Here is a 26852-nt window from a genome sequence, read left to right on the forward strand (position 1 = left end):
GCCTTATGAATTTTGCGGGTCAGGGTCTGGATGACACTGTACGTTCCCATGGGTTATATAACTGTACCTGGCACATACGCATATCGTTTGTATTTCGAGTAACTACAGTACAGTCATGCACCAAGCCTGTGACAGCTATAAGCCCATCAATCACAGGCATAGGTGCGCCCTTTTTTTCAGATTCAGACTGGATACGCCCCCAAGCTATTGCCACCCCAAGATCTACAGGCAATATTCTGTGCTTGAAGCGCTCCATAAGATCAAACTCAAGCCAGGTTCGCAACTTATCCTGTCTTGTCGGCTCCTGGCATTTCCCTATTCCTTTTTCAATTTCTGCCAGAGTCAAAACACTCAAATAGAGCTTGTATTCCTCACAACTATCCATCCATTCAAGTACATGCTGATCAGGATTTTTTTTGAATGCTTCTGACAATACACAGGTGTCCAGTAAATACTTCACAGATCTTCATCCCTCGGAGTTTCTTTACTTCTGTCAAACACTTCAACATCAGCATCCGAAAAGGGAGATGCTTTTAGAAAGTCACTCAGACTATTCTCTGGTGCGGACATCTTTTGATAGTCTTCAAACGAAAGAATGACAGCCGCTTTATGCCCGTGACGGGTCACAAATTGCGGACCGTACTGGCGAGCCCTGTCCACGATATGACTAAACTTACTTTTAGCCTCTTGTAACTGCCATTGATTTTCCATTTCAATCTCCTGAATCATGACACACCTTAAAAAAAACTAGTCTGACTAGTTATATATGTCAACCTCAGTCTCTTCCAATATGAAATGAGCCTGAAGGGGAGCCCAGTTTCCAACATGAAATGAGCCTGTAAAATTCAGCACTGTCGTTCATGATGCGAGGGTGAAGATCATAGAAAATAAAAATAAAAAAAATAAAAAGGACATCCACAAAAATAAAAAAAAAAACAAAAAGGACATCCACAAAAATAAAACCAGTTAAAAAGGACATCCAGAAAATTAAAAAAGGTCATCCAGAATAAAAATAAAAAGGATAAAAAAATAAAAAGGACACCCATATATTTGACCAATCGACTGGTTGAACTATCTTCCTCCTGTTACCCCTTATTGTCTTTGTATTAGGAGATCCCATGACTCAAGCCAGAAAATTAAAAAGAATTAAAAAGGACATCCAAAAATTAAAAAAATAGAATTAAAAAGGACATCCAAAAATTAAAAAAATTAAAAAGAAAATTAAAAAGGACATCCATATATTTTGTAAATTAAAAAGTAAATTAAAAAGGACATCCATATATTTGACCAATCGACTGAATGAACTATCTTCCTCCTGTTACCCATTATTGTCTTTGTAGTAGGAGATCCCATGACTCAAGCCCGCAGCAGCCTGATTGATTCAGGTTCGACTCCGTATTATCACTGTATGTCTCGGTGTGTTCGCAGGGCTTATTTGTGTGGTGAAGATCATCAGACCGGGAGGAATTTTGAGCATCGCAGGCAGTGGGTGGTCGATCGTATACAGGTATTAGTCTCCATTTTTGCCATCGAAGTATGTGCTTATGCTGTGATGTCTAATCATTATCATCTGGTACTACATATTAACACCAGTGAGGTTGAGAGCTGGAATCGAGATGAAATACTTCGGCGATGGACTACCCTTTTCACTGGACCTTTATTGATCCAACGCTATATGAGCAACGACACTCTCAGTCGCTCAGAACTCAGCCGCATTGATGAATATGTGGCAGAGTATCGTATCCGTTTGAAGAATATCAGCTGGTTTATGCGTTGTTTGAACGAGTATCTAGCCCGTGAAGCCAACAAGGAAGATGGTTGTAAAGGTCGATTCTGGGAAGGGCGTTTTAAGAGTCAGGCGTTACTGGATGAGTCGGCTTTGCTGACCTGCATGGCATATGTTGACCTGAATCCTGTCCGGGCAAAACTGGCATCCACATCGGAACAATCGGACTATACCTCTATCCAGAAACGTATCGAAAAAGCTACTGAAGCGACAGATTGCAACCAGCCGTTCATGTTGAAGCCTTTTCAGAGTCAGGGGCAAAATACGAATAAAGCATTGCCTTATATTCTTCATGATTACCTGGAGCTAGTGGACTGGAGTGGAAGAGCATTGAGAACGGATAAGAAAGGTTCTATACCAGAAAGCTCACCTCCTATCCTGACAAGACTTGAAATCGATGCTGACGAATGGCTAAAAACCATGAGTTGGAACAATCGATTCTATCGCGCAGCTGGAAGACTCAAGGCCATGAAGGCATATGCTATCAGTGCAGGTCAACAATGGCTTCAAGGGTTAAATTATTGTGGTCGTTTATTCCAATCTGGCTGATTCATTTTTTCAGCCTCATACGTCAGACTCTTGCAGTATAACTTTGGCGAGATGACATTCTGTGTCTTTCAAAAATCTATTTACTCGTTTTTTCCTTGTTTTATCGGGTTCAGGGTCATTCCTACGAATGCAAGCTTGATCCTACCAGGTGGTTTTCTCGCACGAAGGAATATCTTTTGGTTTCTGGTTCAAAAATTTTGGAAATTTTGCGGATGTCCTGATTGTCCTGTTTCTTCCATTTCTTTATATACCTCTTCCATTCTGGAAACCCACATATAAATGTGGGTGTCTCAGATTATGACCAGATTATGATTTTTTGATTCCCTTCTGTTTTTTGCCTAGAGTGGTAGGGCGATGGAGGTATTTTATGGAAAACCTGTACAAAACCGATTACACCCAATGGCTCGGACAGCAACGGGAACTGCTCGCTAACGGCCAATTTGACCAATTAGACATCCCTAATTTATTGGAGGCGATGGATTCTGAAATGGGAGACACGACCAATGAATTACGTTCCCATTTGCGGGTATTGCTGCTGCATTTGCTCAAATACGACTACCAGAAAAGAATACTCAAAGACTCATGGGTTGAGGATAAAGTCATACATACATGGATGCCGAGTATTTACAACTCAAGAATGGAAATAAAGGAGCACATGAAGAGAAACCTAAGCCTTGAGCCCAAGACTGATGAAATACTGTCAGAAGCCTATCTAACAGCAAAAAGAAACGCTATAAAAGAGTTGAACAAATTTATCCGCATCGAAAACAAGCGACTGAACAAAAACAGCATCCCCGACGAATGCCTTTGGACATTTGAAAAAATCACTGATGACGACTGGCTGCCAGAAGGCTAAATCATCATCGCAGCCCCTACCCCCGCTACCGAGCCAATGGTGCTGAAATAGCTGCCCTGCTTCTGGGCACTGCGCCCTGGAGACATAAGGTTTGCACTCAGGAAGCCAAGGGGGTGATATTAAGGAACACATGAAAAGGAACCCCACAGCCTTGAGCCCAAGAGAAATAGCAAAAAAAACAGAAAAAACAGGACAGCCACAGAATGAATCAGTTTTTATGGATGTCCCTTTTTTTATGTTTATTTCATCCCATTTATTTCAGCTGCAAAAGCATTACCAGCCGATGATTCAGGAATGAGCCAGCCCTAGCATGGCGACAATCTGTTTGGGTTCCCTGGCGAGCAGGTTCAGCAACACACGGGCAGGGCCGTTCGGTTTGCGGTCGCCCCGCTCCCAGTGGCGAAGGGTGGGCAGTTTTACACCTACAGCTTGGGCAAACTCTTCCTGAGTCATATTGAGCTGCTGGCGAATGCCTTTGATGTCCGGGGGTGTCAACTCATGGACAATTGCACCTGTATTCTCACCTTTTGTGTAGGCTACGGCCTCTTCAAGGCCCTGGATAATGCTGTTCGCTACGCTTTTCATTTTTTCCATCCTCTTTCGAGCAGAGAGACTAATTGTTTCATGGTGTTGCGGTCTGCCTTTGACAGGTTTTCCTGTTGGTTTTTCCTATAAACCGTGAGCAGGAACAGGGGCATTGATGGGTTCTTGTAGAAGTGGATAATCCGCACTCCTCCACTCTTGCCTGATGCACCTCTTTGCCACCGGAGCTTACGGATGCCGCCTGTACCCTTCATGATCACGCCAGCCTCAGGGTTTGCCGCCAGGTAATAATGATATGGCGGCGTTCCTCACTGGATAGAAGGCTCTCAGCTTCGACCTGATAGTTTTTCAGTTCAACGACCGTATGCATTAGAGTGTAATCCAATGGATTAGTTCAGGCAAAGTATAATGGTTGGTAAGAAAGGTGCAAGCCGGTGGTTTTTCGCAGATTCAAGCGGATTCAAGGACACCCGTATATAAGTGTGCCCGTATATAAGTGTGGGTGTCCTATTTATTCTATTTATTTATTTTTTAAGGATGGAGTCGAGGACACCTACATATAAGTGTGGGTGTCCTAGATTATTCTCAATTTCTTCTCTTCCGTAAATCTCCCAATTTCACGGATATGATATCAATGCTATCGTTTATAAATTAAATACATCTGGAGATCCTTATGGCTAACCTGTTAGTTCGTAATATTGATGAGGCAATAGTAGATGCTCTAAAAGCTCAGGCGGGAAAGCACGGAAGAAGCGCAGAGGCTGAGCATCGTAAAATTCTTGAAGCAGCTCTCCTTCGTCCCAGAAATAAAAACTTCACTGAAGCGTTGAAAAACATTCCAGATGTCGGCTCTGATACGGACTTCGAACGAATCAATGATGAGGGTGATCGTGATGTATTTAATTGACACCAATGTCATCAGTGAGTTGAGAAAATTCGTCATCGGAATGACTGTGTTCAGGCAGAACAGTTAGAACTATGGCTAAATCATCTGATACATCATTACCGAGATTATATCCTGGACTTTGGTTGTACCGAAGCACAAATTTGGGGAAAACTCAGAGTACCCCACCATGAAAATGCAATTGATAAACAAATTGCGGCAACAGCCCTTGTTTATGACCTGATAGTAGTCACAAGAAGCACCCGGGATTTTATGGATACAGGGGTTAATTTGCTCAATCCATTCGAGAATTGAACAAATAGATAATGTCGATAGGGCGGAGTTCTGACGTTATTACAGTGCAAGGAATTGGCCTGACTTACAAGCCCTGGCTCCATGCTGTTAACTCCGGTCTGGAATTTTGTGGGTGCCCCCATCTCTTTTTCCCAGATTATTACCTACATATAAGTGCGGATGTCCCATTTATTTTTTAGTCAGAAATTTTATGATGGGTGTCCTATATCTTTTTACATAGGGGGTTATTGCCAGATTATTTTTTAGAAACCCACATATAAATGTGGGTGTCCGAGATTATTATCAGAAATTTTATGGGTGTTTTTTTAATTCTTCGGTCAATAACCAGCCTCTTTCTGGTGTCGTACTGCAAGCACCGTAGCAAGACCATTCTCTATTCGATATAAAGCAACATAACCACTGTTACCGAAATCAATTAGCCACTCTCTAAACTCTGGCTCCATACCATCAACAGGACGACCAATCTCAGGTTGACAGGCTAAAACCTTAATGCCTGAGCGAATTGCTTTAATCGCACGACTGGCTGAATTTCCATCTTTCTGTGCCAAAAATTGGTGTAATCGTTGAACATCTCTAAGAGCGGAAGGTGACCATATCAGTCGTGACACTTAGGAATCTCCCCATTTTCACCCGCCTCAAGCTTTTCTAACCATGCATCCGCTTCTTCAAGCGTTAGGTGCATACCATTCTCTTGATAGCTGTTCCAAGCATTAAGGGCGTCCTGTTTGAAAGCCTCTTTTTTCTCTTCACATGTTACATAACGACGAATAGCTTCACACATTATCCAATGTGCTGATCGGTGTCTGGCCTCCGCCAAATTCTTAACTCTTCTTTTCAGGTCTTCATCAAGCTTTACCGAGGTTACCATTTGTTTCTCCCTTGGTATTAAAAGGTAATACCCATTAATACTATACCATAAGACCCAAAAGTAAAGAAAACCCTCGTTTTAGTATCCGGCCAGAAAAATTGCTTACACGTCAGATACTTCAAAACCCTTACAGCTTCAACATTGAGAATGGTTTTTGAGAGCCTGAAGCCCGTTATTTATCAAACTTTCAGCCAAACCCGAATGCTTCTCAAAAACGGTGAAAATCGAGAAACAATTATCTTGAAAAACACCGGAGCACCGAGAGATCACACCCCCGAGAGATAGCGAGAGATAGTACACCCACAGAATGAATCAAATTTTATGGGTGTCTCTTTTTTTCCTACCGAAGCACAAATTTGGGGAAAACTCAGAGTACCCCACCATGAAAATGCAATTGATAAACAAATTGCGGCAACAGCCCTTGTTTATGACCTGACAGTAGTCACAAGAAACACCCGGGATTTTATGGATACAGGGGTTAATTTGCTCAATCCATTCGAGAATTGAACAAATAGATAATGTCGATAGGGTGGAGTTCTGGCGTTATTACAGTGCAAGGAATTGGCCTGACCTACAAGCCCTGGCTTCATGCTGTTAACTCCGGTCTGAAATTTTGTGGGTACCCCCATCTCTTTTTCCCAGATTATTACCTACATATAAGTGTGGGTGTCCCATTTATTTATTCAAGGGGATTCAAGGACACCCATATATAAGTGTGGGTGTCCTATTAATTTTAAGAAACCCACATATAAAATGTGGGTGTCCAATATTATTGATAAATGTGGGTATCCCAGTTTATTCTCTAAGTTCTCATATTTATTTTGAAACCCACATATAAATGTGGGTGTCCTAGATTATTTGTTGGATGTCCGATTTCTTCTAGATAACAGATCCCTCAAAGGATCGTTTTCCTTACCTTTTGCATTTTCAATTATTGGAGATAACCTCTTAATGACATTGGGGTAATATAGGATAGCTTGTTCTAGTGCCAGTTTGGCATTCTCAGTATCACCGGAATAGGCTCTCAGAATAGCCAACTTGACTATAGTTTCTGGAAATGGACGATATTCAGCCTGTCTCTCAAGAATAGCCAGTTTCAAGTCCAACTGTTCTGGTATTAGATCTATATAATTACTCAGAATCATATCTGCCTCAAATGACCAGATCGGATTCAATCTGTGCTGTATCAGCACTGCCATTCTCTTTTTATCTATTTCAGTATTCCCTGATGGATAAACCCATTTCATCCACTTCAGGTAGTAATCAAGACTTATATAAGACTGCCATCCGACCACTAAAGCAAACGATAATATAGTTGCTTTTATAACAGCTGGATTTAATGAAATCTTATATTTTTTTATCGGAGACATTCCAACCAAAATGGCAAAGATAAACAAAAACCCTGCATACCAAAGAGGGTATTCAAGCATACTGTGGGTCAATATTATCATTGCACAGCCAAGAACCCATATAGCATTAGTGCCAAGGTTTTTTCTTTTAAACCAGGGTAGAAACGCCCAAAAAATCGCAATAATTACCAGTACAGTTCCTACCAAACCAGTTTCAGCCATTAGCTGCATAATAAAGTTGTGGCTATGTGCAAATAGCGTATTTGCAGGTACACCATCACCCAAAATAGGCTCTAATCTTATGGACTCAGCGGCAAAACCTCCCAGTCCTACACCAAACCAGGGATGTTCAGAAAAAACGTACAAGGCTTTCTGCCACTCTATTAGTCTTTTCTGTCCAAAGCCACCAGCAGAGATTCTGTCTAAAGCGCTACCTTGGTCAATAGGCAATCCAAGACATGTTACAAGATTATTTATCTCATTGATGTAGAGTTGAAAAAAAATAATCAAACAGGCACCAAGAGTTACCAACAATGCCATTTCTTTAATTTCTTTCTCTCGATCTGACCTAAAGTAGACAAGCCAGACCAGAATAAAAAGCCCTACGATATACAAAAAAACTGTACGCGAAGAAGACCAGGCTAAAAATAAAGAAAAAAAGACAATAAAACTCAACCCTAACCCTTGATTCAAATTTCTTTTTACTGTCAACCAACATGTGGAAAGAAGTACCAGCGCCAAATAGTTTGCCAGATTATTCCTTTGTCCTATATTGCCTATGAGTGGTGTTGAACCATTTGTAGCATAAATCATGAAAGGCAAATCATATTCAGCTGCAAGGCTTGATATTTGAAGAAATCCAATTATACATTGCGCCCCTCCTCCTAGTAACAAGCCAAAAGCTAGCGCATTAATCATCCTTTCAACATTCAAAAAAGAAACTAAAAATGAAAAAAGCAGTGCAATGACTATAGTTATAATCAATGCAATTGGAGGATAAAAATTAGAACCATTAAGAAAAAGCAAAAGAAAGACAAACACTACCAATGTCGTCAAATGAGGAGGATAATAAAAATTATCAGAAACTTTAAAAGCAGTAAACAATATAGCTAATAAAGCAAAGGCAATAGAAATAAGATTAAATATTAAATTTGGAGCAGGAGCGAAGTTCCAAAATGATAAAAATGGAATAAATGATAGGAAAAATATTGATACTAATGCTGCTGAATTAAAACTATATTCTTTAAACATCATTACTCATACTGGATAAGGCCTACAATTGTAGACCTTATCCATCCATCTTTATTTACAGGAGGAAGTCAAAGATGTATCAATACCAGAGTCTGCTGAACAGGACCAAACACCATTTGAGTTTCTAGACAAAGTAATTTTTTTTCCATCAACGGCAGGTGGCGCATTTTGAATTGTACACTCTAAACCTGAACTTGCATTACCACCGAAAATACAGTTTGCGCTACCGCTTGCAGGAGCACCAAGCTGAGTCATACTAAGAGAAGCTAATGCTGTGCCTTCGTTAATACCAATCTCTGCTGATGTCTTATATGGAGTTAACTCTGCAAGGGCAGCATTAAATTTAGATTTAGCTGTATATGCTTGATACTGCGGAATAGCCACAGCCGCCAAAATCCCAATAATCGCCACAACGATCATCAATTCAATCAGCGTAAAACCACTTTGTTGTTTTTTCATTATTCTTAGCCCCTTGAGGACATACATTTTTATTATTCGATTTTGCCACCACCGAGCCTGAGCATTGACCAAAAACGACACCTGATCGCTATGACCCACTCTGTCTACCCACTGTGCCCGACAGTGACGCTTCCATAAATACTCTTTCATCCAGTCCATTGTTTGATGGTCAGAATACGATGAAAAAATAACCACTCATGGTTGTAATGTCTTCCTGACTGCTCGCTAAGAGCGTTTTGATGCAAAACCTTCTGTCCTGAGACCCTGTGTAAAAGCGGTGCACCAACCTTATCCCACTGCAGAGACAGCACACAGATAAGGGTAATTCCTTAGCCCATTACGATATATTTCACGGTAAAAAAAGCAACCTTTTTTTAGTGTATTTGTGTTGCTTTGGTCAACTTTTTCAGCTTGACATAAAGAGCGATCTCTGTCGTTTAATTACCTGGTAGAATCACGCGATTTTGCAGGACAGCCCCTGAGCCACAGGGGATTCTGGAAAAGAGAAACATTTCAACTATATTTCCTCCCACTATCTGTTCAAGACCAACAAGGAGCCCACCTGTGCAAAATGCCCTGTTTAAAGAACTCAAACGAATGGGAATGGACGAAGATATAGCCTTGGAGTTCGTCAGTAGAAAGCTCCCTCAAAACCTGGCTACAAAAGAAGATATTCTGGTGCTACGGAAAAGCATCCTGCAAGTCAAGCTGGATACAGAACGTAGTATTGCCACATTACGGGAAGCAATGCATGCCGGTCATAACAAACTTCAGGCTGACATTCTAACTCTACGAAAAGAAATGCATGCCGGTCGAAATAAACTTAAGGCTGACTACCAACCAAAACCGGGAGATGACGCAGAGAGTTTTGCTGAAGATGTCAGAATGGCTCGTTCTAACGACCCATTACCAGATTCATCATGGGACGACTGATCGAAGTCACTGAAATGCTGGTTGCCGAACATCTCCCCCCACAAATCAGATTCAAAGGAAGGCTTTCATGGTCAGTCTGCTGGCCAAAAATCAGCACTCATAGCTTGGTCGTAAGTCCAGGGACAAGTCGAAGGAAACGTTTCAAGAGGCAACCCTGTCTCTTTAGTCGCCTCAATCAACGCATACCGGTAGGCTCTTTCCATAGCTGCCGGGATTCTGGGTTTAAGGCTGGGGTTGTCCTTAATATGATCCGAGAGCTCTTCTCGTTGACCTACTATCGTATACCGCCAGCTATTGGATTGCAGACCGGGTTGATACTGCCACTTCAGCAGATGCATCAAGAGAACCTTCAAACGATTGACCAGCTCTCGATGCAGGTTTTTTCCCATAGCTTCAATTTCCAATGCAATATTCTTGATATCGGCCTCATCCAAATTCCCGGATCTGAGCAAATCAAGCTGCTGATTGACCCATCCGTAAAAGTCAGAGTCGTAAAGTGGCTCGCCCATCAGATATCCCTCCTGCCAAAGTAGCCATTATAGTCATTCTTTCTGAATCCGGAGCTGGCTTAACCTCACACCACCTCCAACCCCGAAGCTTTAAAATGGATAATAAGGATAATAAGGACATCCGGGATAATAAGGACATCCGGGCTGAAATGAAAGAAATGAGAGCTGAGATTCGCAGTGAGCTGGCCGTACTGAGCCGACAATTCTGGATTACTTTTGGAGGTCTGATAACCACGATTGTTAGTGTCTTTCTGATCAATTATTACTTTCACATGCCATAGTGCCCTGACCCGAACATTGGGAGTTGAGAACAGTCACATAAGCCAGAACGATTCATTGAAGGAACTTGACACCAGACTATTTGATACCATAATCAGGTATATATTGGTACAGGAGCCAGCAAGATGGCAAAAAACACCAGCATTACTCTTGGAGATCACTTCGATGGTTTTATCTCCAGCCAGGTCAATAGCGGTCGTTATGGCTCTGCCAGTGAGGTGATCAGGGCTGCTCTCAGGCTGCTTGAAAACCGCGAAACAAAACTGGAAACGCTGCGACAGTTGCTGATAGAAGGCGAAGAGAGTGGAAATGCAGACTACAATCTGGACTCAATAATTGATGAGTTGGACAATGAGCTCAATTGACATGAAGCCAGCGTTTGTATTAACCAAAAAAGCCAAGAGTGATTTGCTAAGCATCGCTCGATATACCTTTAGACAATGGGGGAAAGCTCAACGAAATCTTTATCTGCAAAAATTGGATGAAAGCTTCCATACATTAGCTAAACATCCTGACTCTGACAGCCCATGCAATCATGTTCGAACGGATTACAGGAAATTTCCCCAAGGCAGTCATATTATTTATTACAGAATTCAACAGAAGGGTGGAGTTTCAATCGTTAGAATCCTTCACAAAAATATGGACGTTAATTTACAGATAGAGTCGACTCACTGAGAACAATAAAAGCAGCTGTTGTAGTCATTCGTTCTGAATTTGGTGCGTCAAAACCTCAAACCACCTCCAACCCCGAAGCCTTAAAATGAGCAAACACCTTCATCCCAATTTTCAGCGACAACCGATCCACCGACTTTCGTGTCACCAGAGCCATTAAAGTCTGCTCACCCAGACATAACGTAATTAACTGATGCCAGTCGTCCCTGGTTTGTATTGAATCAATCACCACCGGTAAACGATTCAAAACACTGGTGTCGCAAAAATCATCCAGCACAATACTCACTTCATGGGCAGGGACAATCATTCGTACTGTTGACCCCAAGGCCAATCCAGCCTCGTGCACCTGCAGCGGATGACCTTCGACACTCAGAACGGTCAGCCCATAGTCTTTATCATGATCAACCACTTCTGCTTCCAACACGGATAACAGAGGCTCATGCCGATCATCAACGGCCAGCGCACTGTTGAGCAACGTCTGGCTCTGATCTTTTCCGGTTACAGATCCCTGATGCAGTAACAAAACCCTGTCAGCCAGACGGGCCACTTCTTCTCTTGAATGACTGACCATAATAATCGGTATGTTAAAAGCTCGATGAATATTTCTTAAACATGGCAATATCGTCGCCTTGGAATCCCAATCCAGAGAAGCCAGAGGCTCATCCATTAACAGCAATTTTGGTGCATTCAACAAAGTGCGGGCAATGGCTACACGCTGTTTTTCTCCGCCAGACAGTGTTTCAATCCCACGATTCAGCAAGTGGCCAACACCCGATTGATCCACGACTTCAACAAAGGTTAATCCCCGGCGACCGGCGCTTGCGCGTTTCATGGAAAACTGAAGGTTACCCAAAACACTCAAGTGTGGAAATAAACGCGCCTCCTGAAAGATATAACCTATCCTGCGTCGTTCAGGGGGAACAAAGACACCCTGTTTGCTGTCCATCCAGACCTGATCATTAAACTGTATCCGACCCTGAACCGGTTTTTCCAGTCCGGCAATGGCCCTGAGCAGAGAGGTTTTGCCGCAGCCCGACGCACCCATAATACCCCAGACTGCATCCAGCTCCAGAGCGGTATGGATGGCAAGATCGAACCGATCCCGAGGCAGTTGAATATCCAGTTTCAACATCAACGGTTACTCACTTCCGACACTTGTCTTTTATCAATACTGTACAAAACTACCAGCATCACAAGCGCAAACATTAGCAGGCCCGCTGCCATAGCATGTGCCTGGCCCAGCTGTTGAGTTTCCACCGCGTCGTATAAAGCAATGGACAACACCTGAGTTTCTCCGGGAATGTTGCCGCCAATCATCAGCACCACACCAAATTCACCCACCGTATGAGCAAAGCCCATACAGGCAGCCAACAAGAGTGCTCTGAGAGAATTTGGCAAAACAATATTGATAAACCGGTCAAGCCGACTGGCCCCGAGCATGGAGGCCGCTTCAAGAAGACCATGATCCAACTGCTCAAACGCTCTTTGCAGAGGTTGCACGACAAATGGCAATGAATACAGCACAGAAGCCACCACCAGCCCTGAAAAACTGAATGCGAGGGTTGACCCCGTTAAATCAACCCACCATTGACCCAAGGTATTGTCTGGCGAGAAGGCAATTAACAGATAAAAACCGAGTACCGTGGGCGGTAGCACCAGTGGCAAACCGACAATAGCTTCTATTAATGGCCGAAAGCGGCTTCTCATATTGGCCAGTTTCCAGGCCAGGGGTATTCCCACCAGCATCAACAGCAGTGTTGTCAGCACAGCCAGTTTCATGGTCAGCCAGATGGCTGTGGTCAGCATTATTTCGCCTTATCCCGGATGGCAGGAAAATAGCCATGCTCAGCAATATATTTCTGGGACGAGGCAGACAACACAAACGCCGAAAACGCCTGAGCTATCTTTTTGTGCTCTGTACTTTTCAGTATCACCATATCCTGACGAATCGGTTCATAGAGCGTTTTTGGCACATAGCTGATTCGCTTCAGCTCTTTTCCTGAAAGCTGGGATAAGGCAACCAGCCCCATGTCAACATTACCGCTGGCCACAAACTGCCATGCCTGCTGAATGTTGGCTCCCTGCACCAGCCGCCCCTGATAACTCTCCCATAAACCTGACTTTTCCAGAGACTGCCTGGCAGCCAGACCGAAGGGAGCGGTTGCAGGGTTAGCAATAGCCAACTTACCATGCCAGTCTTTGAGCTGCTCAATTGAAGATGGCTCTTTATCCTTTGTTCGATCCCAAAGAACCAAACGTCCATAGGCGTATGTTTTTCGACTTTCAGAAAGCGCCTTGCCATTGTTTTCCAGCTTCAGGGGTCTGGCTTGATCGGCTGAGAAAAAAAGATCAAAGGGAGCACCACGCATAATCTGATGGTACAGCACGCCAGTCGATGCTGAAGAGACAGTCAACTTGTGTCCGGTCTGACGCTTAAACTGTTCAGCCAGATGTTCTAAAACGGGTTTAAAGTTAGCAGACACCGCCACTCGAAGATTAGCAGCGGTTGCACTTATGCAAAACAACAGTGTCAGAATACCCAGCCAATACGTCACAACGATGTCTGCCCCCAGCGCTTTGCCGCCTCTTCATCAGACTCACGGGCATCCACCCAGCGATCACCTTCAGGAGTGGTTTCCTTCTTCCAGAAAGGCGCACGGGTTTTCAGGTAGTCCATGACAAACTCACAGATCTCAAACGCCGCTTTGCGGTGAGCACTGGCCACACCGACAAAAACAATTCTGTCACCCGGCTGAAGCTGCCCGACCCGGTGAATCACCCTGATGGCTTGCAGTGGCCAGCGTTCGGCGGCTTCATCAATAATGTCCCTGAGTGACTTCTCTGTCATACCCGGATAATGTTCCAGATACAGTCCTCCCACGTCGTCCCCGAGGTTTTCATCCCTCACCAATCCAGTGAAGGTCACCAAAGCCCCGGTACCGGTATTGTCGCTGAGCTGATCCTGTTCAAAACCCGGATCAAAATCATCCTTCTGTATTGAGATCATCATCACCCTCCGGTGACCGGAGGAAAGAAAGCAATTTCGTCGCCTTCTTTTATTTCAAAATTCTTGCGGGTCATAGTCTGGTTCAAAGCCACCAGGGTACGTGGGTCTTTAACGACTTCCTGCCAATCCTGCCCTTTTTCGCAGAGCAGGTCACGAAGTGCAGAAAGATTCGTTGGCATCTCAGTCAGCTCCAGCCTGTCTATACCCAGCTTTTCGCGGTAGCTGGCAAAAAAAAGAACCTTAATCACCGGATTCACTCTCCTCTGGAAAAAGTCTGCTATTTTGAGAGTTCGACTCAATAATGTTTCTACTACACCAAGGCAGTATTTATTTATGTCATCTATTGAAGCCAGACTCGACATACTGGAAGTGCAACATAAAAATCTCGACGCCGACGTGCATAGCCTCGCAAAGGTCTGTGCAGAAATCAAAAATATCGCCCTGACCAATCAGAATGATATAACCGGGTTAAAGCTCGATGTCGCAGACGTTATAAACGACATTGCTGATGTTAAAAATGATGTGGAATCCGTTAAGGATCACGTCAACGCATTAACTGCCGCAACCCATGCCGGTTTTATGCGGACCGACAAACGCTTTGATGAGATGGATGCCAGATTCACCGAACGTATGGATCAGATGGACTCAAAATTCACCGAACGTATGGATCAGATGGACTCAAAATTCACCGAACGTATGGATCAGATGGACTCAAATTTCACCGAACGCATGGATCAGATGGATTCAAAATTCACCGAACGCATGGACCAGATGGACTCAAAATTCACCGAGCGCATGGACCAGATGGACTCAAAATTCACCGAGCGTATGGATCAGATGGACTCAAAATTCAACGAGCGCATGGACCAGATGGATGCCAGGTTCAGCGAAGGCTTTGAACAACTGAAATTATTAATTCGGCAGCGACAGCCTACCAGCTAAAACCTAAAAGCCCGTGGCAGCTTCGCATGTTGCCACAGTCATTTATTCTGCCTTGTAGTGACCGCCCTTACCACCACTTTTCTCAAGCACCCGCACGCCTTCGATGCACATATCCTTATCGACCGCCTTACACATATCGTAGATCGTCAAGGCAGCCACTGAAGCCGCTGCCAGCGCCTCCATTTCAACACCGGTTTTACCACTCAGACGACAGCATGTCTCGATCCGAATGCGGTTTTGCTCAGGTTCAAGTTCAAATTCTACGCCAATAAAGCTAAGCATTAGCGGATGACACAGTGGAATCAGGTTGCCACACTGTTTCGCCGCCTGGATGCCAGCAATGCGGGCAACCGCCAGAACGTCGCCTTTCTTCAGACCATTGTCAGCCACCAGCGCCAGTGTTTCTGCCTTCATCACCACAAAACCTTCTGCCCTGGCTTCACGCCGGGTGACATTTTTGTCACCCACATCCACCATGCTGGCCTTTCCCTCATCATTGGTATGGGTCAGCGACATCAGCCTTCTACCTTTTTGAGTTGCTCAACAAAGTTGCAGGGGCGCTGGCGACTGTCCAACTGCTCTCTGATAATACCTTCCCAGCCAGTCTTACAGGCATTGTTAGAACCCGGCATCACAAAAATGATCGTCCCATTGGCAAAGCCGGCAACGGTTCTCGACTGAATGGTGGAGGTACCCACCTGCTCATAGGAGAGTTGACGGAACAGCTCGCCATAACCGACTACTTCCTTGTCAAAGATTGGGAGTAATGCTTCCGGAGTACTGTCACGCCCCGAAAAGCCTGTGCCACCTGTTACCAGAACAGCCTGAACATTGTCCGAGGCGATCCAGCGGGATACGACTTCACGAATCTTGTAGATGTTGTCTTTGACAATGGCTTTGTCTGCCAGTTTATGTCCTGCGTCGGTCAGATGATCCACCAACAGGTGACCGGAGGTGTCTGTTTCCACGGTACGAGTATCAGAAACAGTCAGTACCGCAATGTTCAGGGCTACAAATTCAGTTTCTTGCTTATGAGCCATCATGTCTCCTTTGATGTCGTTAGTCATTACTCAAGCTTTTCCCCGCTCATGGCTGTCAAGGCACGATGCCACTCATCGGGGGTATTGGTGTTCTGGAAATGCTCTGCCAATTCGTCAGGAAGCGTGATAGTCACACCCTGCAGACGATCAAAAAGCCGTCCAAGAGAATAGTCTCTGTGATCCTGGCTGCTCAGCGCACTATTGACGGCACTTCGAAGCAGGCTGTTGACGGGCAGAATAAGAGGCAGGAAAAAGGTTTCAAACATAACCGCCCTGCCGGACTCTGCTACGGATGATACCAGCTTCTTGCAGGCTTCCGGTGGCAATAAAGGCATATCTACCGGAACCACTAAGAGGTTCACACCATCGGGCAGAGCCTCAATAGCTGTATGAATACCGCCAAGAGGCCCCCTGTCAGGTATTTTATCGACCAGCGCGTTGCTGCCACACTGAGCACCACTGAGCAATACTCTGTCGATACCGGATTCATGCAGCAAATTTTGCATATGTTGAAACAGGGGAATGTTCTGCCAGAGCAGGCGAGCCTTGTCCTGCCCCATTCGGGAAGACCTGCCACCAGCCAGCACCAATCCAATTGTTTGGGTCATATTAAGGGCACTCTGACCATAACCGTTTTGCCAAATGAGCGAGGATGGGATTCTACCAGTCTGCCCTGTAGACTTTAAGACTGAGCATTACACCAGTCAGGATCAGTAACCGCCAATTATTAGTTATGCTATTTGCTCTTTACCGACCTGACTCCGTGCCGCTAAATATAGAGTTGGATTTCACCTAATCAGGGACTGACATGCCGAGCATTCAAGAGCAAGTAGGTCATAATCTGAGACTCATCGACCAGGCCACTGAGGAAGGACGGGCCTGTCGTGTCACTCTGCACAATGGCATGCCGGTTGTGGAGACGTCCCCAAAAGAGTTTCTGAAGAAAACCCGGTGGAAATTTACACACCGCAGGAACAAAGTCGCTGAAAAAAAACTCAGGGACATGGTCATCAATGTCATTGAAGATTCTCACACCAGCCTATCCCTGCGACGACAGATTTTTGATGGTGCCAAAGACCGTCGATACACTTTTTTCTCAGACAGGGCAGTCAGAGCAATAGTAAAAAACGAAGCTCTGATGTTAAGCCCTGCTCCGATGGGAGAGCCAGTACCCTCCAAACCCTTGCCAAAAAGAAGAGTCAAGCTGCTGGACGCCATGAAATTCACCGGACCGGCCAGGCAGTTACCCGACAATCCCGGCAGGCACCGATTTGCTGATGCCATGAAAAGCAGCGGCCCTGCCAAAATCGTTCATAAAAGACCTCGTCCGGAAATGCCTCCCATTCCCTACACCCCTCCGACCATTATTGTGACTCCACCCACTGAAGAAGACGAAACACCGGACTCATTAACAGTGAACACCCCTCCGACCATTATTGTGACTCCGCCCACTGAAGAAGCCGAAACACCGGACTCATTAACAGTGAACACCCCTCCGACCATTATTGTGACCCCACCCACTGAAGAAGCCGAAACACCGGACTCATTAACAGTGAACACCCCTCCGACCATTATTGTGACTCCACCCAATGAAGAAGCCAAAACACCGGACTCATTAACAATTATCGACTTCGAATCAACCCCTCTGGTTGAGCCGACGTCCGATGACGCCTTGATTCCTCCACCTGCCACAGACGCAGTCCCCTACGAACCCATACCCGTGAAGTTGCCGGAAGGCCCGCCTGATGCCCCGGTCTTCCAGATATACGGACCTCTCAGTCTGGCCTCAAAGGATCAGATTGTGCGTCCGATCATTTTTCCAAAAGCCCCCTTACAGATGCTCGAAGAGGCTCGACAAGAGCTGGAGTCAAAGCTGCCTTCGATCAACCTGGCAGACGCAGATCAGTTTCTCTGGTTGTATTACACCTGCGAGTTTCTCGAACAAATTACAGCCGATAGCTCGGATGAATTGAAAGCGCAGCTGGAGCAGAGCTTTGCCGCTGCTGGTCTGTCTTCTCATTACAACAAACGGCAAACCGAACAAATGTGGCAGGCTGTTCGAAAGCTGAAAATCGACATGTCGCCCGAAGCGTTCAGCGAATGCATAGATGAGATGAGTGAAATCAGCACTCCCATGCGTTTCAAACTGACCCAACACCTGGTCAGAGACATTAATGAACTCAGTTTTCGCAAAGTGCCCCACCCTAACGGTGATCCGGCCATAAGAGTTGATGCTTTTCAGCTGGAGTTTCTTGAGCAGGTCAAAGCTACCGACGAATTAATGGAAGACCTGGGCTTTGAGATCGATGACCCCGACGAAAGCGACTATCCCCTGGAAGCCAGAGCAAATCTGGTGGATGTCAGGGAGAAGCTTGAGGACGAACTGTTAACTTACAGCACAGAACATGAGTCTTTTGCTCAGCTGGTTGACCAACTGAAAGAGGTTGACCCTATTGCAATCAGAGAGAAAGTCAGCGACGGGAAAACACCTACTCAGGAAGAGTTACAGGCCATTATCGCAGCCAAAAAGCAGAAACTGGAAGTAGCACGGCACCTCGGGAGAAAATGGGGAGACTCCCTCCTGCTGGATGGACGTAACTGGCCAGACGACGATGCCAGGCAGACGTTATCGAAACTTTATGATCTTGCCAGTCTTAACAGCCCTGTCATTGATGCCCACCTTAACCAATGGATTCTGGATAAACATCACGAAGCAGAATACCACCCACAGGTCGTCATCGATGGTTCGGACATTCACGGCCTGCTGGCGGCATTGACACAAGTTGAAGCAGGCGCTGATGTCACCCTGTTATTGAGTGTCGAGCCCCTCCATACTCCCACCGGGACACTGCGGTTAGACCCACAATGGATGGAAGCATTACGCTTTTATCTCGGTAGTGAGTTTGACTCACTGTTTACCCGACTGCCGGCCCATGAACAGCATTCGCCTCAAAACAATTCACCTCAAAACAATGACAAAAACTCAGGACGGCTTGACCCGGACGGGTTTGGAGAAATTTCAGCAGACACCCTGCATCAGGCCCTCTGGGCTCAGGTTCTTGATATGGCAAGGCTTGATTCATCACCCCTTCAAATGGTCTCCAATACCGGGGTTGTCGATATTGAAGCGCCTGATCAGCAAGATGGAAAATACCTTGTTCATCTGGAACATCAGGACGAGCAGAACACCCACAGCAACAAAGTCCCTGTTGACCTCCTGATCAATGCCGACGCAGTGCCTAACGCTGCCAGTGCTGGCTATCTGGAAACAGAAAGCGTCGACAATGCATTCCATGAGGCTGTCAAAGGGGAGCCCTTCAAGCCACCAAAGCGCATAGCGTGTCGATGTGAATTTTCATTACCCCAGTCGCCAACTCTGATCGAACCTCCGGCAAAGAGTCCTTTCAATGTTACGGTGATCGACCCGTCATTCAGCGACGCTCTGGTCAAACATTTGCGGGCGAGACTGGGTCATGAGGCGCCCGCACTGCCCGGAGTGAGAAAGAACGTTCTGGCCGGTATCCGGCTCAATCTGATCGAAAGGAAGGGGAAGGAAGGTTTTGAGAACAACCGTCAGTACTTACTTTCAGAGGAATTGGAAAAGCTCCACCTCGCAATAAAAAATAAACCGTTGCCGTTGAAAACGGTTCACACCGAAAGCCGACAATCCATCCAGATTGATATGGAGCTCCCCCGACCACTGTGCCAATTTCTTCAGGCGGCAGAGGCTTCCCTTCAATATCTGGCCACTCCTGAAGAGTCAGGAGCAATACGTCGGGAGATTCTGGCGGCCTGGTTTGAAACGGTAGCGGAGCGGATGGAACTGCCCAAACGGGGCATCCGGCCGGAGCACTTGAGACAAGAGTCCCTGTCTACTTTTTCACCGGTAAAGACGGTTCTATCTCCCGCCGTTGAAACCCTTGAGTCTGATAACAGCATTCTCACTCTCACGGCTATTGGCGCCGCAGCCATCAAAAAGCCATTATATCCCGAAGCTGGCCAGACCTCGGCCAGAGAACATGTCTTCCACTGTCAGGCGCTCACTGAAAAACTCTCGGAGCACCACACCCCTGAGGGTCATCTGAAGGACCCTGAAAACCTGCTGGAAGACACAGAAGATATGGAACAAGAGTACGGTTTTCTGCAAAATTTTGTCCTGAAAGACGATTAATCCTGCAAGAACCTCATCCTTTATTAGACTTTAGGGTTCCTCTCCTTCGAACACTAATAATTGAATGAGGTTGTATTAATTATGTCCAGTCATCTGGAAAACCCGACTGCACTCAGGCAATGGACCGCAAGACTGGCTGTTCCCCTGTCGTTCTGCGCACTCCTGCTGGTGATCTCTCTGCCTCTGGAGGGCCTGACCGCTTATGGCCAGATCATGCTGGGCATTCTGGTCATGGCGGTCATCCTCTGGGTAACTGAAGCCCTGGCTTACCCCATCAGTGCCCTGCTCATTGCGGCACTGGTTACTCTATTGACAGGTGTTGTCCCCAGCAGTGAAACCGGTACCATTCTGGGTACCAGTAAAGCACTGGGGCTGGCCATGAAAGGCTTTTCATCGCCCAGCATCATCGTTATAGCCGGTGCCCTGATCATGGCCGCCGCTATGCAGTCCACTGAGCTGGATAAACGTATAGCTCTGGCAATTCTGTCGCGCATTCGCCCCAGTCACGGCGCCATCATTGCCGGCTGCCTCCTGGTCGGCGTGGTATTCTCCTTTATGATACCTTCACCCACGGGGCGTACTGCTGTTCAGGTTCCCATTCTGGCAGGAGTGATCGCCACACTGGGTCTGGACCCTAAAAGCCGTCTGGCGGCGGTACTGATCATGGGGGCCGCCCAGGTCAGTACCATATGGAATGTCGGCGTCATGACGGCGACCGGCCACAATGTGGCAGGCCTTGAGTTGATGCATGAACACAGTGGCTTCACCATGACCTGGATTCAATGGCTGATCCATGCCGGCCCCTGGTCAGCCCTGATGACCGTCATCCTGTATTTCATTTTGAAAGCTGAGGTAAAAGGGCACTCGCTGAAAGATGACATCAGCCGTTGCCTGCACACCTCTTCCGAACCCTGGTCTTTCCAACAGAAGAAACTGGCTCTGTTTACCGTTCTGCTGATCAGCCTGTGGGTGACAGAAGGTACGCTTCACCACATTACCGTTCCAGCCACCATGTTGTTGATGTCCGTTTGTCTGCTGTTGCCCGGAACAGGCGTCTTTGAGAGCTGGAAAGATATTGAGAAGCGCATTCCCTGGGGCGTCATCGTCATGTTTGGCGTCAGCATTAGTCTGGGTCAACAATTGGTCAGTACAGGCGCCGCTGCCTGGCTGGCAGAACGCTGTTTCTCATCCATGGAAATCCACACCATGACGTTGGCCCTGCTGGTGTTTGCGATGACGTTGTTTACGGTGGTCATGCATTTGGGGTTTGCTTCGGCAATGAGCCTGACCGTGGCATTACTGCCAGTGTTCCTGGCTTTCACCGACACCCTGCCAGACACTATGATGCATAACGCCATGGGGCTGGTGCTTCTGCAACTCTTTGCCGTAAGCTTTGGTATGATCCTGCCGGTGAATTCCCCCCAAAACATGGTGGCCTATTCTACAGGCACCTTCCAGGCGAAAACATTTGCACGGATCGGCTTGCTGCTGACTCTGGCCTGTCTGCTGACCTTTGTACTCTTCTCCATGACCTGGTGGCAGTGGACCGGACTCTTGTCTCCGGCCCAGTAAATAAACCAGAGTGTGAAGTCGCCTGTTTCTTTACCTGAAGATTTGCGGTAGGTTTCACACTCTCATACCACCCGATTTCCAGCCTATGTCCATCCCTGCTCAAGAACCTTTCTGGCGCACCAAAAGCCTGGAGGCCATGACCCGTAATGAATGGGAGTCTCTTTGTGATGGCTGCGGGCGTTGCTGTCTGAACAAACTCATTGACGACAACACCCAGGAGATTTATACCGTGGCCATCTCCTGCAAATTACTGGATCTGCCAACGGGGCGTTGTCAAAACTACAAACATCGCCGCAAGTTTGTGCCCGACTGTATTATGCTCACCCCCAAGACCATGCACGAACACCTCCCATGGCTGCCCGACAGCTGTGCATACCGGTTATTGCATGAGGGCTATGATCTTCCGGAATGGCACCCTCTGGTCACGGGTGATCCGGATTCAGTGCACAAAGCAGGTTTTTCGGTCAAAGCAAAACCGATCGTATCCGAAGAAGAGGTGCCAGACCCCTCAGACTGGTTTGATTACATTATTTGTAAAGGATGACTGACCATCAGGCTTTCCCCATAAAGGTGCCCATAATGTCCCGGGCTTCATCCGACTTAAGTCGTTCGGCAAAAAGAGTGCCTTCATCGGTCAGTCTTTTTTCCACATCACTGCGGTATGACTGCTTAAGCAGCTGTTTTGTGTACTTCAATGCTTCTTTCGGCTTGGTGGCCAACTCTTCCGCCTTGGCCAGAGCATGTTCAAAAATATGGTCAGTATCCACCGCTTCGTTAGCAATTCCATAATCCCGGGCTGTTTCTGCATCAAAAAAATCCCCCAGCATCAACAGTTCTGCAGCACGCTGATGACCCATCACCTGGGGTAGCAAAAGACTGGAGGCAGCCTCTGGCACCAGGGCCAGATTCACAAACGGCAATCTCAGCTTGGCGTTTTTAGCAATGTAAACCAGATCACTGTGTAACAACATGGTGACACCAACACCGACAGCGACACCGCTGACCGCTGCCACCAGAGGCTTTTCCAAAGCAACCAGCTGACGAAGGAAAGTCATTACCGGGGAATCAAGACCCACACCTTCTTTCAGAAAGTCACCCAGGTCGTTGCCTGCTGTGAAGGCATCCGTATATCCCTGAATCAGGACGACACGAACAGCATCATTGTTATCTGCATCGGCCAGCGCCCTCGCCATATCGGCATACATGACACTGGTCAGAGCATTCTTTTTGTCCGGTCTGTTCATGGTCACAACCAGAACCGGACCCTTTTGCTCAAGCACTACATTATTTTCAGACAAATTCACCACCTTTGAGAGTTGTTTTCTTATTTTACTGAGCCCGCTGGCTCAATTGTGCGTCAGACAATAGCAGCCATCGGCCAGTGAAACTATAGACTAACTCCATAACCCAACCTCAATAGTGATAGGGAAAGCGAGAAAAGTCCTTGGGTCTCTTATCCAGGAATGCATCACGACCTTCTCTGGCTTCTTCCGTGCCATAGGCCAGCCGAGTCGCTTCACCAGCAAACAGCTGCTGGCCAACCATACCATCATCAGTCATGTTCAAGCCAAACTTCATCATACGGACGGCTGTGGGGGATTTCTCGCCAATTATCCCGGCCCATTCCAGCGCCAATGCTTCCAGCTTTGCGTGAGGCACCACTTTATTGACCATGCCCATTTCAAAGGCTTCCTGAGCGGAGTAATCCAGTCCCAGAAAGAAGATTTCACGGGCCCGCTTTTGTCCAACCATCTTGGCCAGATAAGCTGAGCCATAACCCGAATCAAAGCTGGCCACATCCAGATCGGTTTGTTTGAAAACAGCGTGCTCTGCAGAAGCCAGTGTCAGGTCGCAGACAACATGCAGGCTATGTCCACCTCCTGCAGCCCAGCCGGGCACAACCGCCATCACTACCTTGGGCATAAACCGGATCAGTCGCTGAACCTCGAGAATATGCAAACGTCCCAGACGAGCCGGATCGACCTCATCCCGGGGCAAGCCCTCATACTTGTAACCGTCTTTGCCACGAATACGCTGGTCTCCTCCGGAACAGAAAGCCCAACCCCGATCTTTCGGTGACGGGCCGTTGCCTGTCAGAATCACAACGCCTATATCGCTGGAGATTCTCGCATGCTCAAGCGCCCGGAACAGCTCATCCACCGTTTTGGGCCGAAAAGCATTACGACACTCGGGTCGGTTAAAGGCAATTCTCACGGTTCCCTGATGTCTGGCCCGGTGATAAGTGATGTCTTCGAATTCAAACCCATCTACTTCCTGCCAATGTTCCGGATTGAAGATTTCAGAAACCATAAGACCTCCCGAGGCACGTATGCCATAGCAACAAAAGATTTTAGCGAACAATTGTCGCACAACGGCCAAACAGCGCCAGTACCTGATTCACATAACAACTATTATACAGAAGCCCGCCGGACAGACTGAATCATAGCCCTGTCGACGGGTTATGAAAAACCTTCACCATGAGTTGTTTTTTGTAAATCAAAGCAATATCCAAGAGAGCTTTATATAAAAATCAGATATGATCTGCGAATATCTTACAACACATAAAAACCTGACCCACCTAAGAGCCTCAGGGTATACAGGAATAATACTCACGGAGTTATAACAATGGCCACGGTGCAAGAAATCTTTGATGAGATGCCCAGACGTTTTGTTGCCGATGCAGCAGTAGGGCAACAACTGATTTTTCAGTTTGATATCACGGACGGAGATACCTATCACGTCGCCATTGATAACGGCACTTGTCGTGTGGTCAAGGGTACCAGTGATGACTCCAATGTCACCTTAATCACCGACAGTGAATCTTTTGTCGGTATCATGACCGGTGAACTGGACGGCATGCAGGCCTTCATGGCTGGCAAGGTTCGCACTGAAGGCAATATGATGCTGGCGACCAAACTCAACGACTTTTTTCGCAGCGAATGACCTTTTCCTGAGTTGACGACCTCCCGGACCTGTTGAATATCAGCAGGTCTTCGTCTCTCTATCGGCCCTACTGTTTGATTGGTATCATAGTACCCAATTTGACGTAAAAACCTATTTTCAATTCCCTTCCAAGCACGAGTGCAGTTTTATGAGTGATCAGTCTCTGGTTTCGGACTTTAAACAGGCCATGCAGGAACTGGCAGCGTCCGTCAACGTCATTACTTCTCAACATGACGGATCAAGAAACGGTCTTACCGCCACAGCCGTATGCTCTTTGTCCATGGAACCCGTTTCCATGCTGGTTTGCATCCATAAAGACGTACAGGCACTGGCAGAAATCAGAGCCAGCGGTTACTTCTGTATCAATGTCCTGAGCACAGACCAGCAGAGTGTGTCTGATGTTTTTGCCGGCAGCACCGGTGCCAGAGGCGAGCAACGATTTCTGGAAGCAGGTAACTGGACAAGCTCTCAATCCGGAGCACCTATGCTGGACGACGCTTTGGCCAGTGTCGTCTGCGAACTGGAGGAAATCAACACATCAGGCACACACTCTATCTGTATTGGCCATGTTCGCGAGGTTCGCCTGAACCGCGGCTCATCGCCTCTGATTTATGCCCGGCAACAATACGGCACTCTCACCGAGCTGCCTGAAACAGAAAAAGCCGCCTGAATATGATAGATTCCGGAACACAGATTAACTGACCTGTGCTTCGGAACTCATCGTACGATTCTTCCGATCACAGTGAAGTTTATCTTCCACTATCAACGCCCACCCACAAAATCACAAAAAGCCTATGAGCCGTATTCAACAGACTCTGGCAGCGATAGACAAGCTGCATGAACAAGACCCTGAAACCATCGAAGGCAAAGCCAAAGAACTGATCTATGCAGAGAATATGTCCGCATGGCTCGATAAGTTATGTCCGGATGCCTCCGAAGAACTGCAGATTGCCGTTCGCAGCCAGCATCTTTGCCGTTGGGAAATTCCACGTTCAGAATTCCCGATGGATCGGCCTGGCTACCTTAAATGGCGGACAGAACTGGGCAAACTGCACGCCCGAAAAGCAGTCAAGGTCATGCAGGAAAATGGTTACAGTCAAGAGAGCTGCCAGCAGACCGAAAGTATCATTCGCAAACTGGGCATCAAGCGCAATGCTGAAGCCCAGACACTGGAAGACTGTGCCTGTCTGGTGTTTATCGAAACCGATTTCCTGAACTTTGCCAGACAGCATCCGGAAGATAAAGTGCTTCGAATCGTCCAGAAGACCTGGGCCAAAATGTCAGAACAGGCCCACCAGCAGGCGCTGGCAATGGATCTGCCTGCCGAAGCACTGAGCCTGATCCAGAAAGCACTGACTTAACACAAAACACAGGATTTCAATGAGCATACGTCTTGGCAAATTCATTCGGGAAGCTATCTTCACCCTGCTAATCGCGGCTATAGTCATGACGGCATACAACGTCTATCTGCAAAGAGACATGCCTTCGGGGGCGGCTCCGGAACTGCGCGCAATGCCTGTTAACGGAGCAGAAATCGACCTCTATAAACTGTCTGAAGAGAAACCGGTCCTGCTTTATTTCTGGGCCAGCTGGTGCCGGGTCTGTCACTGGGTCAGCCCTGCGGTCAGTGATTTATCAGAAGATCATCAGGTCGTTACCGTGGCCATGGTCTCAGGCGACAATGAGAGAGTGGCCCGATACCTCAATGCCAAAGATTTACACTTTCCCGTCATTAATGACCCTCAGGGCTCTACCAGCAGAGCCTGGAACGTCAGCGTGACGCCTGCCATTTTCATCATCAGAAAAGGTGAAATAAAGTCCATCACAACGGGCTTCACCACCAAGGCCGGAATGCTGGCAAGATTGTGGATAAATCGATAGGCTATCTGGTCGTTTAGTAATTATCTTTGATCTGAAATCACGGT

35 protein-coding genes are annotated in these 26852 nt (G+C 46.7%); 16 read left to right on the plus strand and 19 right to left on the minus strand.

Annotated elements, in window-relative coordinates:
- Positions 1–19: 19 nt before the first annotated feature.
- Together KBW69_RS05775 and KBW69_RS05780 are read right to left on the minus strand one after the other, a co-directional pair.
- The gene (locus tag KBW69_RS05775; RefSeq protein WP_257252834.1) at positions 20–460 is read right to left on the minus strand and encodes a type II toxin-antitoxin system VapC family toxin; all 441 of its coding nucleotides are present in this window, start codon (positions 458–460) and stop codon (positions 20–22) included.
- Positions 457–729 carry a type II toxin-antitoxin system Phd/YefM family antitoxin gene (locus tag KBW69_RS05780; protein ID WP_257252833.1) on the minus strand — a complete coding sequence of 91 codons (273 nt, stop codon included), beginning with the start codon at positions 727–729 and terminating at the stop codon, positions 457–459. Before KBW69_RS05780 ends, KBW69_RS05775 begins: the two co-directional genes overlap by 4 nt.
- 622 nt (positions 730–1351) lie before the next feature.
- On the opposite strand from KBW69_RS05780, the gene KBW69_RS05785 reads away from it, so the two are divergent.
- Positions 1352–2335: a transposase gene (locus KBW69_RS05785; RefSeq protein WP_257253167.1), complete on the plus strand. Its 984-nt coding sequence runs from the start codon at positions 1352–1354 to the stop codon at positions 2333–2335.
- A gap of 367 nt (positions 2336–2702) precedes the next feature.
- Positions 2703–3191 carry a DUF29 domain-containing protein gene (locus KBW69_RS05790; RefSeq protein WP_257280254.1) on the plus strand — a complete coding sequence of 163 codons (489 nt, stop codon included), beginning with the start codon at positions 2703–2705 and terminating at the stop codon, positions 3189–3191.
- A 288-nt stretch (positions 3192–3479) separates the two neighbouring features.
- Here the strand turns inward: KBW69_RS05790 and KBW69_RS05795 are convergent, their stop codons facing one another.
- Positions 3480–3776, minus strand: coding sequence for a DNA-binding transcriptional regulator (locus KBW69_RS05795; RefSeq protein WP_257280255.1), 297 nt, complete (start codon positions 3774–3776; stop codon positions 3480–3482).
- Positions 3773–3988 (minus strand): type II toxin-antitoxin system RelE/ParE family toxin, encoded by a 216-nt coding sequence (locus KBW69_RS05800; protein ID WP_257280256.1) that lies wholly within the window; start codon positions 3986–3988, stop codon positions 3773–3775. Before KBW69_RS05800 ends, KBW69_RS05795 begins: the two co-directional genes overlap by 4 nt.
- A 419-nt stretch (positions 3989–4407) precedes the next feature.
- Between KBW69_RS05800 and KBW69_RS05805 the strand changes: the two genes are divergently transcribed.
- Complete coding sequence (locus KBW69_RS05805) at positions 4408–4641, plus strand: DNA-binding protein (protein ID WP_257255276.1); 234 nt, start codon at positions 4408–4410, stop codon at positions 4639–4641.
- 608 nt (positions 4642–5249) lie between these two features.
- Here KBW69_RS05805 and KBW69_RS05810 read toward each other — a convergent pair.
- Complete coding sequence (locus tag KBW69_RS05810; protein ID WP_257254691.1) at positions 5250–5540, minus strand: type II toxin-antitoxin system RelE/ParE family toxin; 291 nt, start codon at positions 5538–5540, stop codon at positions 5250–5252.
- Positions 5528–5800, minus strand: a complete 273-nt coding sequence (locus KBW69_RS05815) for a CopG family ribbon-helix-helix protein (RefSeq protein WP_257254690.1) — start codon at positions 5798–5800, stop codon at positions 5528–5530. The genes KBW69_RS05810 and KBW69_RS05815 overlap by 13 nt, the downstream gene beginning before the upstream one ends.
- Before the next feature lie 321 nt (positions 5801–6121).
- On the opposite strand from KBW69_RS05815, the gene KBW69_RS05820 reads away from it, so the two are divergent.
- Positions 6122–6307, plus strand: a complete 186-nt coding sequence (locus tag KBW69_RS05820; RefSeq protein WP_257280257.1) for a hypothetical protein — start codon at positions 6122–6124, stop codon at positions 6305–6307.
- A 347-nt stretch (positions 6308–6654) separates the two neighbouring features.
- Here KBW69_RS05820 and KBW69_RS05825 read toward each other — a convergent pair whose 3' ends face one another.
- The gene (locus KBW69_RS05825) at positions 6655–8403 is read right to left on the minus strand and encodes a PglL family O-oligosaccharyltransferase (RefSeq protein ID WP_257280258.1); all 1749 of its coding nucleotides are present in this window, start codon (positions 8401–8403) and stop codon (positions 6655–6657) included.
- A gap of 48 nt (positions 8404–8451) precedes the next feature.
- On the minus strand, positions 8452–8859 hold the full coding sequence (locus tag KBW69_RS05830) for a pilin (protein WP_306670761.1): 408 nt from the start codon (positions 8857–8859) through the stop codon (positions 8452–8454).
- A 564-nt stretch (positions 8860–9423) separates the two neighbouring features.
- Between KBW69_RS05830 and KBW69_RS05840 the strand changes: the two genes are divergently transcribed.
- Positions 9424–9792 carry a hypothetical protein gene (locus tag KBW69_RS05840; RefSeq protein ID WP_257275340.1) on the plus strand — a complete coding sequence of 123 codons (369 nt, stop codon included), beginning with the start codon at positions 9424–9426 and terminating at the stop codon, positions 9790–9792.
- Between the two features lie 71 nt (positions 9793–9863).
- Here KBW69_RS05840 and KBW69_RS05845 read toward each other — a convergent pair whose 3' ends face one another.
- The gene (locus KBW69_RS05845) at positions 9864–10301 is read right to left on the minus strand and encodes a DUF29 domain-containing protein (RefSeq protein ID WP_257280259.1); all 438 of its coding nucleotides are present in this window, start codon (positions 10299–10301) and stop codon (positions 9864–9866) included.
- Between KBW69_RS05845 and KBW69_RS05850 the strand changes: the two genes are divergently transcribed.
- The 3 genes from KBW69_RS05850 to KBW69_RS05860 all read left to right on the plus strand — a co-directional run bounded on the left by KBW69_RS05850 (position 10289) and on the right by KBW69_RS05860 (position 11255).
- A complete protein-coding gene (locus KBW69_RS05850; protein WP_257280260.1) occupies positions 10289–10582 on the plus strand; it encodes a hypothetical protein in 294 nt (97 codons plus the stop codon). The two genes, KBW69_RS05845 and KBW69_RS05850, sit on opposite strands and share 13 nt — an antisense overlap.
- A 123-nt stretch (positions 10583–10705) precedes the next feature.
- Positions 10706–10945, plus strand: coding sequence for a type II toxin-antitoxin system ParD family antitoxin (locus tag KBW69_RS05855; protein WP_257254209.1), 240 nt, complete (start codon positions 10706–10708; stop codon positions 10943–10945).
- Between the two features lies 1 nt (position 10946).
- A complete protein-coding gene (locus KBW69_RS05860; RefSeq protein WP_257280293.1) occupies positions 10947–11255 on the plus strand; it encodes a type II toxin-antitoxin system RelE/ParE family toxin in 309 nt (102 codons plus the stop codon).
- Positions 11256–11310: 55 nt separating this feature from the next.
- Here KBW69_RS05860 and modC read toward each other — a convergent pair whose 3' ends face one another.
- From modC to moaD, 5 genes are read right to left on the minus strand one after another with little or no spacing between them, the layout of a single operon-like run.
- Positions 11311–12384, minus strand: a complete 1074-nt coding sequence (gene modC / locus KBW69_RS05865; RefSeq protein WP_257280261.1) for a molybdenum ABC transporter ATP-binding protein — start codon at positions 12382–12384, stop codon at positions 11311–11313.
- On the minus strand, positions 12384–13058 hold the full coding sequence (gene modB, locus KBW69_RS05870; protein ID WP_257280262.1) for a molybdate ABC transporter permease subunit: 675 nt from the start codon (positions 13056–13058) through the stop codon (positions 12384–12386). Before modB ends, modC begins: the two co-directional genes overlap by 1 nt.
- The gene (modA, locus tag KBW69_RS05875; protein WP_257280264.1) at positions 13058–13807 is read right to left on the minus strand and encodes a molybdate ABC transporter substrate-binding protein; all 750 of its coding nucleotides are present in this window, start codon (positions 13805–13807) and stop codon (positions 13058–13060) included. Before modA ends, modB begins: the two co-directional genes overlap by 1 nt.
- Positions 13804–14259, minus strand: a complete 456-nt coding sequence (gene moaE / locus KBW69_RS05880) for a molybdopterin synthase catalytic subunit MoaE (protein WP_257254205.1) — start codon at positions 14257–14259, stop codon at positions 13804–13806. The genes modA and moaE overlap by 4 nt, the downstream gene beginning before the upstream one ends.
- Before the next feature lie 2 nt (positions 14260–14261).
- The gene (moaD, locus tag KBW69_RS05885) at positions 14262–14507 is read right to left on the minus strand and encodes a molybdopterin converting factor subunit 1 (RefSeq protein WP_257275346.1); all 246 of its coding nucleotides are present in this window, start codon (positions 14505–14507) and stop codon (positions 14262–14264) included.
- Positions 14508–14592: 85 nt separating this feature from the next.
- On the opposite strand from moaD, the gene KBW69_RS05890 reads away from it, so the two are divergent.
- Complete coding sequence (locus KBW69_RS05890; protein WP_257280265.1) at positions 14593–15201, plus strand: hypothetical protein; 609 nt, start codon at positions 14593–14595, stop codon at positions 15199–15201.
- Positions 15202–15243: 42 nt separating this feature from the next.
- Here KBW69_RS05890 and moaC read toward each other — a convergent pair whose 3' ends face one another.
- Genes moaC through KBW69_RS05905 form a run of 3 tightly spaced genes read right to left on the minus strand, consistent with a single transcriptional unit; the run spans position 15244 to position 16849 of the window.
- A complete protein-coding gene (gene moaC / locus KBW69_RS05895) occupies positions 15244–15720 on the minus strand; it encodes a cyclic pyranopterin monophosphate synthase MoaC (protein ID WP_257276078.1) in 477 nt (158 codons plus the stop codon).
- A complete protein-coding gene (gene moaB / locus KBW69_RS05900) occupies positions 15717–16241 on the minus strand; it encodes a molybdenum cofactor biosynthesis protein B (RefSeq protein ID WP_257276077.1) in 525 nt (174 codons plus the stop codon). Before moaB ends, moaC begins: the two co-directional genes overlap by 4 nt.
- 26 nt (positions 16242–16267) lie before the next feature.
- A complete protein-coding gene (locus KBW69_RS05905) occupies positions 16268–16849 on the minus strand; it encodes a molybdenum cofactor guanylyltransferase (protein ID WP_257280266.1) in 582 nt (193 codons plus the stop codon).
- A 200-nt stretch (positions 16850–17049) separates the two neighbouring features.
- On the opposite strand from KBW69_RS05905, the gene KBW69_RS05910 reads away from it, so the two are divergent.
- From KBW69_RS05910 to KBW69_RS05920, 3 genes are all read left to right on the plus strand, one after another.
- Positions 17050–20412: a hypothetical protein gene (locus KBW69_RS05910; protein WP_257280267.1), complete on the plus strand. Its 3363-nt coding sequence runs from the start codon at positions 17050–17052 to the stop codon at positions 20410–20412.
- 81 nt (positions 20413–20493) lie between these two features.
- Positions 20494–21984, plus strand: coding sequence for an anion permease (locus tag KBW69_RS05915; protein ID WP_257276420.1), 1491 nt, complete (start codon positions 20494–20496; stop codon positions 21982–21984).
- 85 nt (positions 21985–22069) lie between these two features.
- Positions 22070–22528: a YcgN family cysteine cluster protein gene (locus tag KBW69_RS05920; RefSeq protein ID WP_257280268.1), complete on the plus strand. Its 459-nt coding sequence runs from the start codon at positions 22070–22072 to the stop codon at positions 22526–22528.
- Positions 22529–22535: 7 nt separating this feature from the next.
- On the opposite strand, the gene KBW69_RS05925 is transcribed toward KBW69_RS05920, so the two are convergent.
- Positions 22536–23282, minus strand: coding sequence for an enoyl-CoA hydratase-related protein (locus KBW69_RS05925; RefSeq protein WP_257280269.1), 747 nt, complete (start codon positions 23280–23282; stop codon positions 22536–22538).
- Between the two features lie 115 nt (positions 23283–23397).
- Positions 23398–24294, minus strand: a complete 897-nt coding sequence (locus tag KBW69_RS05930) for a 1,4-dihydroxy-2-naphthoyl-CoA synthase (RefSeq protein ID WP_257280270.1) — start codon at positions 24292–24294, stop codon at positions 23398–23400.
- A gap of 309 nt (positions 24295–24603) precedes the next feature.
- Here KBW69_RS05930 and KBW69_RS05935 point away from each other — a divergent pair, with 309 nt between their 5' ends.
- From KBW69_RS05935 to KBW69_RS05950, 4 genes are all read left to right on the plus strand, one after another.
- Positions 24604–24927: an SCP2 sterol-binding domain-containing protein gene (locus KBW69_RS05935; protein ID WP_257280294.1), complete on the plus strand. Its 324-nt coding sequence runs from the start codon at positions 24604–24606 to the stop codon at positions 24925–24927.
- A 148-nt stretch (positions 24928–25075) separates the two neighbouring features.
- Positions 25076–25597: a flavin reductase family protein gene (locus tag KBW69_RS05940; protein WP_257280271.1), complete on the plus strand. Its 522-nt coding sequence runs from the start codon at positions 25076–25078 to the stop codon at positions 25595–25597.
- 124 nt (positions 25598–25721) lie between these two features.
- Positions 25722–26288: a DUF4202 domain-containing protein gene (locus tag KBW69_RS05945; RefSeq protein WP_257280272.1), complete on the plus strand. Its 567-nt coding sequence runs from the start codon at positions 25722–25724 to the stop codon at positions 26286–26288.
- A 19-nt stretch (positions 26289–26307) separates the two neighbouring features.
- The gene (locus KBW69_RS05950; protein WP_257280273.1) at positions 26308–26808 is read left to right on the plus strand and encodes a protein disulfide oxidoreductase; all 501 of its coding nucleotides are present in this window, start codon (positions 26308–26310) and stop codon (positions 26806–26808) included.
- The last annotated feature ends 44 nt before the right edge of the window (positions 26809–26852 follow it).

It is taken from the genome of Endozoicomonas sp. ISHI1, assembly GCF_024606225.1.
GTDB lineage: Bacteria > Pseudomonadota > Gammaproteobacteria > Pseudomonadales > Endozoicomonadaceae > Endozoicomonas_A.

Excerpts from the sequence above, each read along its gene's own strand:
- KBW69_RS05780 (WP_257252833.1), bottom strand. The coding sequence starts at position 729 with ATGATTCAGGAGATTGAAATGGAAAATCAATGGCAGTTACAAGAGGCT.
- KBW69_RS05785 (WP_257253167.1), top strand. The coding sequence starts at position 1,352 with ATGACTCAAGCCCGCAGCAGCCTGATTGATTCAGGTTCGACTCCGTAT.
- KBW69_RS05790 (WP_257280254.1), top strand. The coding sequence starts at position 2,703 with ATGGAAAACCTGTACAAAACCGATTACACCCAATGGCTCGGACAGCAA.
- KBW69_RS05795 (WP_257280255.1), bottom strand. The coding sequence starts at position 3,776 with ATGAAAAGCGTAGCGAACAGCATTATCCAGGGCCTTGAAGAGGCCGTA.
- KBW69_RS05800 (WP_257280256.1), bottom strand. The coding sequence starts at position 3,988 with ATGAAGGGTACAGGCGGCATCCGTAAGCTCCGGTGGCAAAGAGGTGCA.
- KBW69_RS05805 (WP_257255276.1), top strand. The coding sequence starts at position 4,408 with ATGGCTAACCTGTTAGTTCGTAATATTGATGAGGCAATAGTAGATGCT.
- KBW69_RS05815 (WP_257254690.1), bottom strand. The coding sequence starts at position 5,800 with ATGGTAACCTCGGTAAAGCTTGATGAAGACCTGAAAAGAAGAGTTAAG.
- KBW69_RS05820 (WP_257280257.1), top strand. The coding sequence starts at position 6,122 with ATGGGTGTCTCTTTTTTTCCTACCGAAGCACAAATTTGGGGAAAACTC.
- KBW69_RS05825 (WP_257280258.1), bottom strand. The coding sequence starts at position 8,403 with ATGATGTTTAAAGAATATAGTTTTAATTCAGCAGCATTAGTATCAATA.
- KBW69_RS05830 (WP_306670761.1), bottom strand. The coding sequence starts at position 8,859 with ATGAAAAAACAACAAAGTGGTTTTACGCTGATTGAATTGATGATCGTT.
- KBW69_RS05845 (WP_257280259.1), bottom strand. The coding sequence starts at position 10,301 with ATGGGCGAGCCACTTTACGACTCTGACTTTTACGGATGGGTCAATCAG.
- KBW69_RS05855 (WP_257254209.1), top strand. The coding sequence starts at position 10,706 with ATGGCAAAAAACACCAGCATTACTCTTGGAGATCACTTCGATGGTTTT.
- KBW69_RS05860 (WP_257280293.1), top strand. The coding sequence starts at position 10,947 with ATGAAGCCAGCGTTTGTATTAACCAAAAAAGCCAAGAGTGATTTGCTA.
- modC (WP_257280261.1), bottom strand. The coding sequence starts at position 12,384 with ATGTTGAAACTGGATATTCAACTGCCTCGGGATCGGTTCGATCTTGCC.
- modB (WP_257280262.1), bottom strand. The coding sequence starts at position 13,058 with ATGCTGACCACAGCCATCTGGCTGACCATGAAACTGGCTGTGCTGACA.
- moaE (WP_257254205.1), bottom strand. The coding sequence starts at position 14,259 with ATGATCTCAATACAGAAGGATGATTTTGATCCGGGTTTTGAACAGGAT.
- KBW69_RS05890 (WP_257280265.1), top strand. The coding sequence starts at position 14,593 with ATGTCATCTATTGAAGCCAGACTCGACATACTGGAAGTGCAACATAAA.
- moaB (WP_257276077.1), bottom strand. The coding sequence starts at position 16,241 with ATGGCTCATAAGCAAGAAACTGAATTTGTAGCCCTGAACATTGCGGTA.
- KBW69_RS05905 (WP_257280266.1), bottom strand. The coding sequence starts at position 16,849 with ATGACCCAAACAATTGGATTGGTGCTGGCTGGTGGCAGGTCTTCCCGA.
- KBW69_RS05910 (WP_257280267.1), top strand. The coding sequence starts at position 17,050 with ATGCCGAGCATTCAAGAGCAAGTAGGTCATAATCTGAGACTCATCGAC.
- KBW69_RS05915 (WP_257276420.1), top strand. The coding sequence starts at position 20,494 with ATGTCCAGTCATCTGGAAAACCCGACTGCACTCAGGCAATGGACCGCA.
- KBW69_RS05920 (WP_257280268.1), top strand. The coding sequence starts at position 22,070 with ATGTCCATCCCTGCTCAAGAACCTTTCTGGCGCACCAAAAGCCTGGAG.
- KBW69_RS05930 (WP_257280270.1), bottom strand. The coding sequence starts at position 24,294 with ATGGTTTCTGAAATCTTCAATCCGGAACATTGGCAGGAAGTAGATGGG.
- KBW69_RS05940 (WP_257280271.1), top strand. The coding sequence starts at position 25,076 with ATGAGTGATCAGTCTCTGGTTTCGGACTTTAAACAGGCCATGCAGGAA.
- KBW69_RS05945 (WP_257280272.1), top strand. The coding sequence starts at position 25,722 with ATGAGCCGTATTCAACAGACTCTGGCAGCGATAGACAAGCTGCATGAA.
- KBW69_RS05950 (WP_257280273.1), top strand. The coding sequence starts at position 26,308 with ATGAGCATACGTCTTGGCAAATTCATTCGGGAAGCTATCTTCACCCTG.